Genomic DNA, 14,553 nt, shown 5'->3' on the forward strand with positions numbered 1-14,553 from the left:
CTCGCGTAAAGTACATCTCTTAAGGCGGTAATGGTTTTACAATTTTTTAAAGAAGGGGTTTATTAAAGCTTTTTTTCGGGCGATATTAGATAAAGATTAACTATTGAATCGAAAAAATCTGCAGCAAGAAGCATGCTGCAGATTTATAAGGGAATTGTGAATTTCAGGCTTGAGTAAGTTTATGGTTTATTGCTTTATATTTTTATATAATATGTCAATTAAGGTTCCATCCATATCTTTACTTAACTCCCACAGCATAACACCTCCAAGGTTATGATCGCGAACAAACTTTACTTTATATTCCAGTGCCTGCGGGTCGTCGTAGGTAATAAAAACTTTGGTTTTAGGATTGAACAAGTAGGCCGCTTTGGCTGTCTCATCCCAGTAGCGGGTAAACCCTGTTTGTTTGGTATAGGCGAAAACTATTTCTTTGTAGGAAACATCACGAGCATTTTTTGTGGAGGCTTTTTGATACAAACCGTTGTTCTTTGGCTCTACTTGTTCCCAGAGGCGTCCGTAAAACGCAGTGCCTAGTACAATTTTGCCGGAAGGGACACCGGCGGATATATAACGGAGCGCCGCATCAGCCGCGCCGCCGATGCCCAAAGTATCCAATTTGTTGGCATAGAGGGCGGTATGGTGTCCGGTTTGGGCTTCCCAGCCGCCATGATAATCATAGGTCATAAGATTGATGTAATCAACTAGCGGTATTACTTTGTCGATTTCAATATTGTCAATAGCCCATTGATTCACATTAGCGGCGTAGGTTAGCAGATAATCCTTTTTGGTGATTGTGCTCAAGTTGTCCAATTCAGCACGAATGGCTTGTAGGAATAAGGTAAAGTTTTGCTTGTCTTCCGGTCTGGCTTTAATAGCGCCCCAGCCGCCTTGAACCGGAAACTCCCAATCAATGTCGATTCCATCCAGATCATGTTTGCTCAAATAGTCAGCAACACTTTTAGCAAATATATCACGGGATTCCGGTGTCAGCGCGGCGTCGGAAAAGCCGTCGCCGCCCCAGCCGCCAACTGCAATTAATACTTTTAAGTCGGGGTTTTCCAGTTTGGCTTTTTTCAATTCTTGAAATTGAATAGCTTCAATCCCTTTTCCATCAATTTTTACGTTGGCAATTTTTCCGTCTTCAATTCGCGCAAACGATAAATTGATATGCGTTAATTTTTTAGCTGGAATGTCTTGTGCTGACCAGTTTTCCCAAGCAGCCAGATAAGCAACAATTTTGTGGTCTGTAATAGCATTGTCCTGAGCAAAAACGGGTGTGATGACAAGCGCACAGGAAATTAAAATTAATACCAGAACTGCCCCAAATGCCCTCTTAATCATTCGTAAAGATCCTCCCTCAAAATTTTGTAGGTCTATCACCGGTAATTGTTATCAGTCTTGACCTATTTTTTGATTATGCAAATAGCATGCCAGCTGGATCGCATTTTTAAAAACGTTGAAATGCAAGTTTAAAATAAGATAATTACTTAACGGATTCTAATTTAAATAGATTTTCAGGACATCTATTAATAAAGAAAAAACAGTGTAAATGCATTACACACTGTTTCTCTTTGTTCTACACGCTAGGTTTGAGTTTTACACACCTGTGGCTGGCTTCTGGGGAATGTTAGTATGGGTACCATGACACTTTGTGATGTTGTGGTCTTCATGCCCATTGCCTTTATGAATGCATGAGCGAACAGTATTGCCAAATTTCGCAGGAATTTGGCAGGAGTTCTTTATGATATGACAAATATAGATGGTTAATCAACACTCGTGTACTAATGTAAAACTATTTTAAATCAGTATTTATTTAGGATGAACATAAAAAGCATCATTTCTTTGAACCGAGAAATATTTGTTGCGAGCGCTTGGTCAAATTTTATGAAAGATTTGCAAGAGTCAGAGTGATTTCAATGGGAGGTGTTTATTTTGAAAAGCTTTGGGAAATTACAGGGGACACACTTGTTTAGTCAATTACCAGAATCTGTTATAGCTCAATACTTTAGTCATTGTCGTACACACAAATTCAAAAAAAAGGAAGAAATATTTGAATTAGAGGAACACTCGGACTATATTTATATTGTTCTTCAAGGGCGGATTCGCGTGTATTTACGGTATCCAAATGGCAAAGAATTTACGCTTACTATTTTAGAATCTGGTGCTGTTTATAGCGGGCATACGCGTGCTTTTGGTCAAGCCCTTGATGATGGTGAAATTGTATTTCTTCCTATACAATCATTTCGTAAATTGCTAATGGAAGTACCGTTGTTTGTGATGAGTGTAATTTCAGTGCTAGGCGATTCGTTAAAGAACTCTATTAATACAATTGAAAGTTTAGTGTTCAAAGAAGTGAATAAAAGATTGTATCAGTTTGTGTATAGTCTAGCCCTCGCTGGTGGTGAGCAGAGTACAGCAACCTTTCAAATTACTTTAGGTTTAACACATCAACAGATTGCAACGATCGTCGGTAGTACAAGACAAACGGTGAATACTTTCTTTAATAATCTTCAAAAGGAAGGATTGATCGTACTAGAAAAAGATAAAATTATCATTCGAGATTTTAATGAAATAACAAAGCGTGCAAAGGATGATACAGAGTAGCAAGTCGTTAACGCTATAAGTATACAATCAAGTAATTTCAACTAAAAAGGAGAAAGATGTCGGCTAGCTGACATCTTTTTTTTCATGTTTATGTTAGTTTATAAGTAGAGAAGGCTAAGATTCAGGAGTTTTTTTGCAATATAACGCCTTACAGGACTTGATTATCAGATAAATGGTGAGGGAGATGTATATATTATGCATAAATCACAGAAAATTCAGTCTATTAGTTTGGATCATGATATTGAGATTCTTTATAAAAAAGCCTGTGAGGAAGGAATTGAAACCGCTTTTTCTCGTGCGGAGCAAAGCGCTGCTCGTTGCCCTTTTGGTTCAGCTGGGGTTTGTTGTCGGCATTGTTTAGAAGGACCATGCCGCATAGCACCAAATGGTAAAGGAGCGCAACGAGGGATATGCGGAGCTGACGCTGATACAATTGTTGCGCGAAATCTATTAACCAACCTTATTGAAGGTGTAGCTGGCCATGCTGAACATGGCAGGGAAACGGCCTTGGCTTTATTAGAAGCAGCTGAAGGTCATTCCGACTATACAATTAAAGGGATAGAGAAGTTATATCAGGTGGCGAAAGGTCTAGGCCTTAATACCAATGAAAAAACAGTAGAGGCTATTGCAAAAGAAGTGGCTCTCAAGGCATTAGAGGACTATCAAAAACAAGCGGGAATTATGAATTGGCTGACTCTTCATGCGCAAAAGCAATCAATCGATAAATGGAATGAGCTTGGTATTACGCCTGTTAATATTCATTTGGAAATTTCAAAGGCGATTACTAGAACTTCAATGGGCTGTGATGCTGATCCAGTAAACCTTCTGTTGGGCTGCTTGACGATGGGGCTTGTGGATGGTTATGGCGGTTTGCATTTGTCTACAGATCTGCAGGACATACTCTTTGGTGTACCTAAATTAGTAAAGTCAAAATTCAAACTTGGTGTGATAAAACCAGAAACGGTTAACATTGCAGTGCATGGCCATGTTCCCCTACTATCGGAGAAAGTTGTGGAATGGTCTCGTAAATTATCAGAGGAAGCAAAGGAAGTAGGCGCAACAGGAATTAACGTTGTTGGGGTGTGTTGTTCCGGTAACGAAATATTGATGCGTCACGGTATACCGGCAGCGTCGAGTTTCTCTTCTCAAGAACTAATTATTGTAACTGGTCTGCTGGAAGCAATGGTGGTTGATGTACAATGTATTATGCCAGGTCTGCAAAAAGTGGCAGAGTGTTATCATACAGAAATTATTACAACCTTACCCTATGTTAAAATTGCTGGCGCCACTCATATTGATTTTCATACGACTGAGGCAGATCAAGCAGCACAGGCGATTGTTCGTAAAGCAATTGCCAATTTCAAAAAGCGAGATCCTCAAAAGACCTCTAATTTTACAGGAACAGTAGAAGCTTATGCTGGATTTTCTACAGAACAAATTCTAGAAGCTCTAGGCGCACTGAATGGAAAGGAGCCTCTACAACCTTTAATTGACGCCATCACCAGTGGTGCCATCCGTGGTGTTGCGGCTATCGTCGGCTGTACCAATCCTCGTGAATTACAAGACTTCGGGAATGTTACAGTAGCAAAAGAGTTGCTTAAAAATAATGTCTTGGTGGTTGCCACAGGCTGCGCAGCTCATTCTTTGGCAAAGCATAATCTGATGAATATGGACGGGTTAGAATATTGTGGTCAGTCTTTGCGAGGGGTTTTGCAGGCCATTGGGCAAGCAGTAGGGCTTCCATCATTGCCACCAACCTTGCATATGGGAAGTTGTGTTGATAATTCACGTCCTGCTGCTCTGCTATTAGCCGTAGCAGATTTTCTAGGGGTGGAAATTAAGGATTTGCCTGCTGTTGGAACTTGTCCAGAAACTCATAGTCCCAAAGCGCTAGCAATCGGTACTTTTTTTCTAGCAAATGGTGTAGACGTTCATATCGGCGTTGATCCACAAGTGTCTGGTTCTAAGCTTGTTACTGACGTTCTCTGCAACGGCGCTGAGGATGAAGGTTTAAATTTGGAAAAATTATTTGGTGGCAAATTAATTTATGAACAAGATGCTGTAAAAGCAGCTAATATTTTGCTTGGGCGAATTGAAGAGAAAAGATTGGCGCTAGGCCTAAGTTCAAATTTTGATAGGTGGCAGGAGAAATGAGACAGAAAGGAATAAAGATTGCTATATCTGGTAAAGGTGGTGTTGGGAAAACTACACTAGCCTCACTACTGTGTCATGTATTATCTTCTAGAAATATCAAGGTATTAGCTGTTGATGCTGATCCTGATGCTAATCTTGGTATGGCATTAGGGTTTAACCCGGAAGTTCTTGCTAAGGTTAGCACCATCGCCCAAGATGAAAAACTCATTCAAGAACGTACAGGGGCAACACCTGGTGGATTCGGGGAGTGGTTTACTTTAAACCCTTTGGTGGACGATATACCTGAGAAGTATCTGGTAAGAAAGGATCATATCGGCCTTTTGCAAATGGGTACAAAATCGATAGGCGGTGCAGGATGCGCTTGTCCAGAAAGTATATTGCTAAAATCTCTTTTAAACCATTTGGTGCTTGAGCGAAATGAGGCAGTTATTGTTGATATGGAGGCAGGTTTAGAACATTTAGGTCGTGGCACTGCTGAAGGAGTGGATGCATTTATTATAGTAGTTGAACCTGGACAGCGTAGTTTTGTGACGGCGCGTGCCGTGGCAAAAATGGCGAAGGATTTAAATATACAAAAAATATATATTGTAATTAGTAAATTTCAAGGCATAGAAATGACATCCATAATAGAACAATTAGAAGATTTAAAGATAATGGGGGTCCTTCCTTACAAAATGGAAGCGATTTCTGCTGATTTCCAAGGAAGGACCTTATTCGAACTATGTCCTGAGTTAGTAGAAGAAGCGGCCTGTATTCTAGATAGGATCATGAATGAAATCTAATATACAAGAGGAGTAATGGCAACTTAATAGTCCATTACTCCTCACCTCTAACGGCGAAAAACTAGCATTAAGCTTTGCGTGTCATTAGCGACCTACGCTTCACGCGCACAATAGCGAAGCATAAACTAAGCACTTTAAAATAAACTTTAGGAGAAACCAAAAGAAATCTTCAAGATACTGGACTGCTACAAGATTGAGGAAGAAATCGTACAAGCACTACAACGGGCAGCCGTAGCAAATGAATAGGAGGTCATTAGTATGCTTATTGAAGTTGGTTCAAAAGTATCTCTCTATTTTAATACCTGTCATAACGGAACGATAACTAATATAGATGGGGCTAAGGTTTTTGTAAGGTTCGATGATAAACCAGATCAGGAAGAATCGTATTCTATGAATGAATTTCTGAAGATGTTGAAGGTAACTGAAGAATAGAACTTTAGAGGTGAGACGTAGAACCGTATCATTGGTAATAGCGAAAATAGTAGAACTCCTGCCAAACTTGTGGATTTGGCAGGAGTTCTGTGTGTTTTAGGGAATAAGACTATTGTATTCTGTTTTGCAGGGCCGGTATTACTGAGTCAGCTAAGCAAGAAAGAAGATAAAAGGGACAAGTCACTTGTCACAATAAAAAGCAGTGTGTTATAGAATAAAAGAAAGGCTTATTTCAATATTCGATGACCGTTTATAGTCAATCAGAGAGTATTTAAGTGTTTTTTTAGTTAAAAGCTTTGATTAACAGTGAAATATAGCCTAATAACCCTATACGGAGGTTTAAATGTCTATTTTGTTTATTCAATTAAATGATTGGTTATCCAAAAACATGTTCATCGTAGTGCTTTCTGGACTATTCTTAGGCTTTTTCGTTACTATTACTGATTCCCCGTTTCTACGACAAATTGTGGTGGCTTTATTCGCTTACATGACCTTTATCACCGCATTAGGTACAAGTTTTAAGGAATTCACTACCGTGCTAAAGAAGCCCTGGATTCCTATATGGGTGCTGATTTTAGTTCATTTTGTTACACCGTTGACAGCTTGGGCTGTTGGCATGATCTTCTACCCCAATGATCCTGACATCCGGCTAGGCTATCTAATCGGCTCTTCAATTCCAATTGGGGTTACATCTATCATCTGGACTTCGTTAATCAAAGGTGATTTAGGCATATCTTTTGTTGCAGTAACATTGGATACTTTAGTTGTACCTACAGTATTACCGTTATTTTTCCATATTGTTGTTGGCCAAACCATCGACATTAGCTATAGTAAAATGGTTATCGACCTTATGCTCATGGTTACGGTGCCTAGCATCATCGGTATGCTCCTGCATGATTGGACAAAGGGGAGGAGTGTTAATTTCGCTAACAGCATTGGGGGTGCCACATCAAAAGGAGCACTTTTTCTGGTCATCCTAATTAATTCAGCAGTCGTAATGCCACAAATTAATTGGGACATCTCCATACTAAAAACATTACTCGTTACCTTATTTGTTGTATCAGCAAGCTTCTTTGTCGGTTACCTAGGATCATTTGCATTAAAAGAACGAACTCAGAGTATTATACTAACAATGATTTTTAATGTGGGCATCCGTAATAACGCTTGTGGACTCGTCATTGCACTCACCTATTTTCCGCCAAGGGTTGCAGTTCCTATGACACTGGCTATTTTGTATCAGCAGCCACTCGCAACAATTGTATCTCATTTATATAAACGTCTTCAAGCAGCAAAGTGTCAAGGGGACAGGTTCGTTGACATTAGGTAAGCAAAATATAAAATGTATAAGTAAGAAAGGCATCTATGTCAAAGGACCTGTCCCCTTGACGTTGGACATTAAAAATAAATTTGCCGGTTACGGTGGTTGGATGACCACTGTAACCGGCTTTTTACTTTTACAATTAAGAATGTTATGTTCTGTACTGCCTATTATTTTGAGTTTTTTTGTAGTGTTTGACATGAAGTATTGCCTAGGACAATATTTTGCGCTTCGCGAGCATATTGACCATCTGACATTGGAGAGATATCGTTAAGAACACCAGAGTAAATACTATGAAAGAAAAACATTACTCCTGATATGAGTACTACGACGGCAGTTTGGCGTGCTTTGCTTTTTATCATAAATACAACTCCGTCAACGGGTAGTACCGAAAAATTTACTTTTTCGTTTTCACCCATATTGTTATAGAACAATTAATTCATAATCGCGGCTGCCCATGCCGATTTCTTCTCCATGCCGCATTTGGATAGTGCCGTCGATGTGAGGACGCAAACCATAAAACTTGTCTGCCCCGGCTTCAAGGTTGGAAGAAAGCAAAGAGTGAGAGAAACCAAGCTGTTTATTGATTAGGTCATAGCTTGCCTGATCAATAGCTACAGGGTCAGTGGATGCCAAAAAGCCGATATCAGGAACAATCGGTGCATCGCTCCATGATGCACAGTCACAATCAGGCGTAATGTTCAATAAAAAGTTTATATAACCGATACGTTTCTCATGAGTCTTATGAACTCCATAGCCGTACTCGGTCATTCGTTCAAGAAAATCTGCTAGGTCTGTTGCCCAGTCCATTCCGTTGGCTTTTACCGGACAAACGGTCAAACACTCCCCGCAGCCAATGCATGCATCAGGAGAAACATTTGCCTTCATTTCACTCATGCGAATGGCCGTTTCTGGGCAAACCACGCTGCACTTTGAGCAACCAACACATTTTTCTTGATCAACTACAATCTTAAGAGCATGCTGCTCTTTTTTTCCAAGCGCCGGTGCTCCGCCCATAGCCAGATTTTTTATAGCGCCGCCGAAGCCAGCCATCTCATGACCCTTAAAGTGAGACAATACAATCATACTGTCGGCACTGACAATGTCTGTAGCCAGTTTCACTTTACTAAAGTGTTTTTTATCAATCTGTACTTCGGTCATGCTTTCGCTGCGCAGTCCATCGGCTATGATAATGGGAGCTCCTGTAACCGTATAATCAAAACCATGTTCCAATGCGGTTAGTAAATGATCAACCGAGTTATGTCTGCTTCCCGAATAAAGCGTATTCGTATCGGTTAGAAAAGGCTTAGCTCCATTTTCTTTTATCTTATCTACCACTTGCCGCACAAAAACCGGACTAATAAAGCCGTCACTTCCGTGTTCGCCGAAGGTTAGCTTTATAGCTGTAAGGGCATCCTTTTGGATAAATTCATTAAAACCGGCACGATCAAATAAACTTCTTATTTTGCTGATTTTATTACTTTTGTCTGTTCTCGCTCTAAGGTTTACAAAATATACTTTGTTGGACATGTATTCATTCCCCTTCCTAAAACAAGCTATGTATTGCTCATATTCTATGTTACAACTTTGAGTCTACTCAAAGTCAATAGGGTTGATGCAATTTTTTATCACCCTAGTCAACAATTTTGGGTAGATAGGCTATCCATTACAAAAAATGCTTGACTTAACTTTTAGGATGGTTCCGGAGCTCGACCAACTGTCAGAACCCGATATTCCCACATGGTCTCCATAACCTGGATAGACTGTTCTTCTAAGCACTGGACGATGATCGTGATTTCGGGTAATTTTTTCGGAAGATGTCGATGCGTACCCTTGTTGATGAGAAGATATATTCCCAAAGCGATTGTAAAGCCAATAACGGCAGCTATTAGCCCCACAAAGATGGGCCCCCATGGCAAAATGAACCCGATACTCGTACCAATGACAGCGCTTCCCGTAGCACAGGCTACGCCTACCTCAAAACCTTTGGTATAAAGGTCGCGTGCTTTGGTAATAAACCGGACTGAGGGAGTGGGTTCTGTATCCATGGGTATTACCAGGATATGCTTTCTGGCAATCCCGTTATGTTCCAATACTGCTAAGACCTGTTCTAACTCAAGGGAATGCTCAAAAGTTCCAATAATTAGCAAATTTTCAGCACCTACTTTGCGGGGAATATGCGAACTTCGGAATTTTGGTAGCGATCGACGAGATGTTGGCGCTGTTCCAGACGAAAAAGCCGATTATGTTCCAAGGCTGTATAAAAGGCATGATAAATCGACCCTCCCCAAACGGATGGCATAAATAATAGCCAGTGCGGGTTAAGTATGGAAATCGATTCTTGAACATTGTGATGTAACAGGTACAAGAGGAAAGTATGTGCATGGGATAAGGAAAGGTAAATCCACCACCAGGTCATTCCGTAAAATGCCAGTAACCATTGATGATTGTAAAGTTGACCCAGACAGGGAAAGAAGAAAGAATATAAAGCTGCTATCCATGGATTTCTTTGTTCCAGATATTGAATTTCAAACGGATGAATGATTGTACATCGTAATGGTTCATTTTCGAGCTCTGCAAGCTGACACATTTTGTTTTGCACCAAGGCAGATCGATAACTGTCCCATATTGCAAAAAAATAGATGATGACATAGCCCAAGAGCCAGTGTGTTTTTATGACGGCTTTGGCCATTTCAAATTGTCCGCAAAAGGAATAAATAATTGCTTCGTTTATATGAATTAGTGTATTTGTAGTTACTTCAAATAAAGTTAATAAGGTAGCCCGTGCATATTGATTAAGCAAATAGTGACCAAAACCGGGGTATGAAGCGGATAACCAAGCTACCATATAAGGATTCTGCCGTTGGAAATATGTAACGCCATACAGGCTGATGGTCATGAGGGGACGGCGGGGTTGATTATGCATAGTAATAGTACCTTCTTAATAAAAAGTTGAGCGATATGCGTGTCTTACTATATTCTACCAGTTATTTTTGTAATTATTCTTCTTCTGTTGGTATGAGTCATGACAGTTTTGTGGATTTGTATTTGCTGGGTTATTTTGCCTTACAACATTTAAAGGGATAGGCTGATTGGCGTGGAATTAGTGGATAGCACTTTTAAAATTGGATTTTACACTTTAAAGGTTTAAACTTGGGACAGGAAGTGAGGTGCCAAATTACATGACACCGGATGTAGTTCATTTATCAGTAAAAAACTTAGTTGAGTATACCTTGCGTTCGGGTGATATTGATACTCGCTTTGTGGGTACTAGCAGAGCGGTAGAAGGAACCAAAATACACCAAAAGCTTCAAAAGGCTGGTGGCGACAAGTATTTGGCAGAAGCCCAATTGAAATATGAAATTAGATACAAAGAGTTTTTATTCCTTATAGAAGGCCGTGCGGACGGGATCATTATCGAGGATCAGCAGGTGGTGATCGATGAAATCAAAACAACGGCTGTTCCTTTGGAACGGATCGATGAGAATTTTAATCCCCTGCATTGGGCTCAGGCGAAATGCTATGGACTCATTTATGGTGAGCAAAATAATGTAGAGCAGCTGGAAATTCAATTGACGTATTACAATATTGATACGGATGAAATAAAAAGACTAAGAGAAACCGTTACTATGCAGGAGCTGCAAACTTTCTTTTACGGATTGTTGGATTCCTATTTAGTATGGGCAAAACATCTCAAGGAATGGAATATGTTACGAGATTCATCCATAAAAAAGCTGAAATTTCCTTTTGCAACTTACCGCCAAGGCCAGCGTGAATTAGCGGTGACCGTATATAAAACCATTTCGGATAACAAAAAAATGTTTATACAAGCACCCACCGGGATTGGGAAAACCATTTCTACCTTGTTTCCGGCCGTCAAGGCTATAGGAGAGAATAAAACGAGCAAGATTTTTTATTTGACGGCCAAAACCATTACTCGTCAAGTGGCTGAGGAAGCAGTAAACGCCATGCGGGGATGTGGCTTGGCCTTTAAATCGATTACGATTACTGCGAAAGATAAAATCTGTTTTAAGGAAAAGGCCATCTGCAACCCGGACCATTGCGAATATGCCAAGGGGCATTTTGATCGAGTAAATGATGCCATTATCGATTTATTTGTGAAGGAGAGGGCATTTACACGGGAAGTGATAGAAGCCTATTCGCGAAAGTATATGGTGTGTCCATTTGAGCTTTCCTTGGACTTATCCATGTGGGCCGACTGCATTATTTGTGATTACAATTATGTTTTTGATCCCAGAGTGTATTTAAAACGTTTTTTTCAGACGAGTCAGGGTGATTATACCTTTCTAATTGATGAAGCGCATAATTTGGTGGATCGAGCAAGAGAGATGTTTTCCGCAGAACTAACAAAAAGCTCTTTCTTGAAGTTAAAGAACATCTATAAAGGCCATAGTATTGGCAAGACCCTGGGTAAAATCAATACGGTTATGCTGGGAATGAGAAAGGAGTGCAGTGAAGAGGGGTATTATACACAATTACATCAACCGGAGGAAGTCTATCCCTTGCTTTGGACGTTTGTTAACAAAGCGCCTGCTTTATTAACTGACAATAGTAAAACAGAGGGTTATGATGCATTATTGGAACTCTATTTTAATGTACTCATATTTTTGAAAATGGTAGAGTTCTATGATGATCACTATATTACGTACGTAGAAAAATCCTCATCAGAGGTTACGCTGAAACTGTTTTGCCTTGACCCATCCAAGTTGTTAGGGGAAGCTGTTAAAAGGGGCAAGTCCAGCGTATTTTTCTCGGCAACCCTGGCTCCCTTGGATTATTTTTGTGAAATTTTAGGTGGTGAGGCAATGGATGCAAAAATTGCCTTCCCATCGCCTTTTAAGACCGAGAACTTATGTTTATTGGTAGCCGATCAGATATCTACAAAGTTCAAAAATCGCGAAAGTAGTTATGATGAAATTGCTCAATATATTCATTTGGCTATCCAGCAGAAAACCGGGAATTATCTAATCTTTTTCCCATCCTATCACTACATGCAGGAAGTGCATCATGTCTTTTCACAGTTGCATCCTGATACTGAGACTATAGTGCAAACCAATATCATGTCTGAAGAGGAGCGGGAAAGTTTTTTAGATCGGTTCCAGCCGAATCGTAATCGCATGTTAGTTGGCTTCTGTGTGTTAGGGGGAATTTTTTCCGAAGGCATTGACCTCAAAGGGGATAAACTGTTGGGGACTGTCATTATAGGAGTAGGACTTCCTCAGATATGTATAGAGCGCAACCTTATAATGGAACATTTTAAAAAGAAAAACCAACTGGGATATGAATATGCCTATATGTATCCAGGTATGAATAAAGTGTTACAAGCAGCTGGGCGCGTAATTCGTTCAGAAGACGATAAAGGCGTAGTACTTTTGATTGATGCAAGGTTTTCCAATTACTATTATAAAAAGCTATTTCCGGCACACTGGCGTTATCCTAGGGAAGTGCGAAACGGCAGTAAGCTCAATGCATTGATTCAAGAATTTTGGGATAAGTAAAGGATTCACACTTCGAATAAAGAGGTACAGGTCTAGATAAGGGGACGTTCCGTTGATTCGATTGAAAAAATGTGATAAGGATTATGTTTTGAAGAATATATGTGCCAATCACATATACTGTCTACACAAAATATAGCAGTCGCTTGTGAGGCGGAATATAAAAATAATTCTTGACCGATCGTTCTCAAAAGATTATTATTACTATTAACAGGAGGGGATGTAATGGGACGAAGCAAAGAATTTGAGGAAAGTGTAGTTCTCCAGAAAGCCATGGAATTATTTCGGAAACAAGGCTATGAAAAGACATCTTTGAGCGACCTGGTAGAGCATATGGGAATCCATCGTAGAAGTTTATATGATACCTTCGGTGATAAACATACATTATTTTTAAAAACAATAGACTGCTACGGAGAATTTATAAAAGCCAGACTAACATCTGAAATCTTACGCGCAGAAACGGCAAAACAAGCTATACAGTGTATCTTTGACTTTACGATCGAAGGAAGCGGGGATAGACTATTGGGTTGCCTATTTGTAAACGCAGCAACTGAGTTGGCTTCCCGAGATAAGGAGGTAGAAGAAAAGACGAAAGAAGCATTTATGCAAGCAGAGCATTTTCTTGCGGAACTTATTCGCAAAGGACAGCAAACAGGTGAATTTTTATGTGATCTTGAAGCTGAAGTTGTGGCAGAAAGCTTGCATAATACTTTGCTTGGGCTTCGGGTACTTGCAAGAACCTCAGCTAGCAAAGAAAAGTTACATCGTATAGCGGATTTTTCCTTAGCAATATTGAACAAATGAATTTTTTTTACATCAATTAGAACGATCGTTCTCAAAAAAACACATGCTTTACGCTCTTTGAAAATCTTGTTGCACAATAAAGTAAGTAAAGCCACTATATAAATCATTTATAGGAAAGGATTTATTTTTATGAAAATGGATTCCAACACAATTCTCATAACAGGAGGAACATCTGGGATTGGACTCGAGCTTGCTACTCAGCTCCTTAAGCTTGGGAACACTGTAATTATTACCGGGCGGGATCAGTCCAAACTAGAATTAGCCAAAAAGAAACTACCAAACGTTCACACATTTCAGTGTGATGTAAGCGATCCAAAGGCAATTTCTGACCTTTTTGAAAAAGTAATCAGTCAATTTCCAAAATTGAACTTTCTGATCAATAACGCTGGGATTATGCGTAAATTGAACTTTCAGGCTGAAGAGGTTGATTTAGAGGATATCACTCAGGAGATTGAAATTAACCTCAACGGTTCGATCCGCATGGTGAAACAATTCTTATCGCATTTAAAGACGAAGAAATACGCTGCGATTATGAATGTCTCATCCGCACTTGCATTTGTTCCTTATCCGATATCGCCAATTTATTGTGCGACGAAAGCCGGTATTCACTCATTTACACAATCACTGCGAATCCAGCTAAAGAATACGAATATTAGAGTGTTTGAATTAGCACCTCCAGTTACTCAGACCTCATTAATTGGAAAAGATTTTGATGCCGACGATTTCAAAGGCATAACGGCAATGGATGCTGGTGAGATGGTTAGGGTCACAATCAAGGGGTTGGAACAGGATCGCTTTGAGATCATGCCGGGCTTTAGCAGTACGCTGAAGTTCATGAGTCGGGTTGCACCTCAGTTTATGTTAAAGCAGCTTAGCAAACCCGTTGATAAAATGCTGACTAAAATCAAGCGTAATTGATGCCTGTAATAGTGAAAGCAAAAAA

At 39.8% G+C, this 14,553-nt stretch carries 13 protein-coding genes; 9 read left to right on the plus strand and 4 right to left on the minus strand.

Annotated elements, in window-relative coordinates; translation table 11 throughout:
* Positions 1–186: 186 nt before the first annotated feature.
* The gene (locus UFO1_RS03275) at positions 187–1,341 is read right to left on the minus strand and encodes a glycoside hydrolase family 18 protein (protein WP_038667911.1); all 1,155 of its coding nucleotides are present in this window, start codon (positions 1,339–1,341) and stop codon (positions 187–189) included.
* Positions 1,342–1,932: 591 nt separating this feature from the next.
* Here UFO1_RS03275 and UFO1_RS03280 point away from each other — a divergent pair.
* The 6 genes from UFO1_RS03280 to UFO1_RS03300 all read left to right on the plus strand — a co-directional run bounded on the left by UFO1_RS03280 (position 1,933) and on the right by UFO1_RS03300 (position 7,564).
* Positions 1,933–2,604, plus strand: coding sequence for a Crp/Fnr family transcriptional regulator (locus UFO1_RS03280; protein ID WP_038667913.1), 672 nt, complete (start codon positions 1,933–1,935; stop codon positions 2,602–2,604).
* Positions 2,605–2,799: 195 nt separating this feature from the next.
* Positions 2,800–4,758: an anaerobic carbon-monoxide dehydrogenase catalytic subunit gene (cooS, locus tag UFO1_RS03285; RefSeq protein ID WP_038667915.1), complete on the plus strand. Its 1,959-nt coding sequence runs from the start codon at positions 2,800–2,802 to the stop codon at positions 4,756–4,758.
* The gene (locus UFO1_RS03290) at positions 4,755–5,540 is read left to right on the plus strand and encodes an AAA family ATPase (protein WP_038667917.1); all 786 of its coding nucleotides are present in this window, start codon (positions 4,755–4,757) and stop codon (positions 5,538–5,540) included. Before cooS ends, UFO1_RS03290 begins: the two co-directional genes overlap by 4 nt.
* A gap of 258 nt (positions 5,541–5,798) precedes the next feature.
* Positions 5,799–5,972, plus strand: coding sequence for a hypothetical protein (locus UFO1_RS25400; protein ID WP_173406205.1), 174 nt, complete (start codon positions 5,799–5,801; stop codon positions 5,970–5,972).
* Positions 5,973–6,315: 343 nt separating this feature from the next.
* Positions 6,316–7,299 carry a bile acid:sodium symporter family protein gene (locus UFO1_RS03295; RefSeq protein WP_038667919.1) on the plus strand — a complete coding sequence of 328 codons (984 nt, stop codon included), beginning with the start codon at positions 6,316–6,318 and terminating at the stop codon, positions 7,297–7,299.
* Entirely contained in the window at positions 7,286–7,564 is a 279-nt protein-coding gene (locus UFO1_RS03300) for a hypothetical protein (RefSeq protein ID WP_038667920.1), read from the plus strand. The genes UFO1_RS03295 and UFO1_RS03300 overlap by 14 nt, the downstream gene beginning before the upstream one ends.
* Before the next feature lie 149 nt (positions 7,565–7,713).
* Here UFO1_RS03300 and UFO1_RS03305 read toward each other — a convergent pair whose 3' ends face one another.
* The 3 genes from UFO1_RS03305 to UFO1_RS03315 form a co-directional block, all read right to left on the minus strand.
* The gene (locus UFO1_RS03305; RefSeq protein ID WP_038667922.1) at positions 7,714–8,820 is read right to left on the minus strand and encodes a DUF362 domain-containing protein; all 1,107 of its coding nucleotides are present in this window, start codon (positions 8,818–8,820) and stop codon (positions 7,714–7,716) included.
* 161 nt (positions 8,821–8,981) lie between these two features.
* The gene (locus tag UFO1_RS03310) at positions 8,982–9,440 is read right to left on the minus strand and encodes a hypothetical protein (RefSeq protein WP_051788799.1); all 459 of its coding nucleotides are present in this window, start codon (positions 9,438–9,440) and stop codon (positions 8,982–8,984) included.
* An 11-nt stretch (positions 9,441–9,451) separates the two neighbouring features.
* On the minus strand, positions 9,452–10,216 hold the full coding sequence (locus tag UFO1_RS03315) for a hypothetical protein (protein ID WP_038667924.1): 765 nt from the start codon (positions 10,214–10,216) through the stop codon (positions 9,452–9,454).
* 256 nt (positions 10,217–10,472) lie between these two features.
* Between UFO1_RS03315 and UFO1_RS03320 the strand changes: the two genes are divergently transcribed.
* From UFO1_RS03320 to UFO1_RS03330, 3 genes are all read left to right on the plus strand, one after another.
* Positions 10,473–12,809, plus strand: coding sequence for an ATP-dependent DNA helicase (locus UFO1_RS03320; protein WP_038667926.1), 2,337 nt, complete (start codon positions 10,473–10,475; stop codon positions 12,807–12,809).
* 222 nt (positions 12,810–13,031) lie between these two features.
* Complete coding sequence (locus UFO1_RS03325) at positions 13,032–13,610, plus strand: TetR/AcrR family transcriptional regulator (RefSeq protein ID WP_038667928.1); 579 nt, start codon at positions 13,032–13,034, stop codon at positions 13,608–13,610.
* A gap of 129 nt (positions 13,611–13,739) precedes the next feature.
* Positions 13,740–14,528, plus strand: a complete 789-nt coding sequence (locus UFO1_RS03330; protein ID WP_038667930.1) for an SDR family oxidoreductase — start codon at positions 13,740–13,742, stop codon at positions 14,526–14,528.
* Positions 14,529–14,553: the final 25 nt, after the last annotated feature.

Source organism: Pelosinus sp. UFO1 (assembly GCF_000725345.1).
Lineage (GTDB): Bacteria > Bacillota > Negativicutes > DSM-13327 > DSM-13327 > Pelosinus.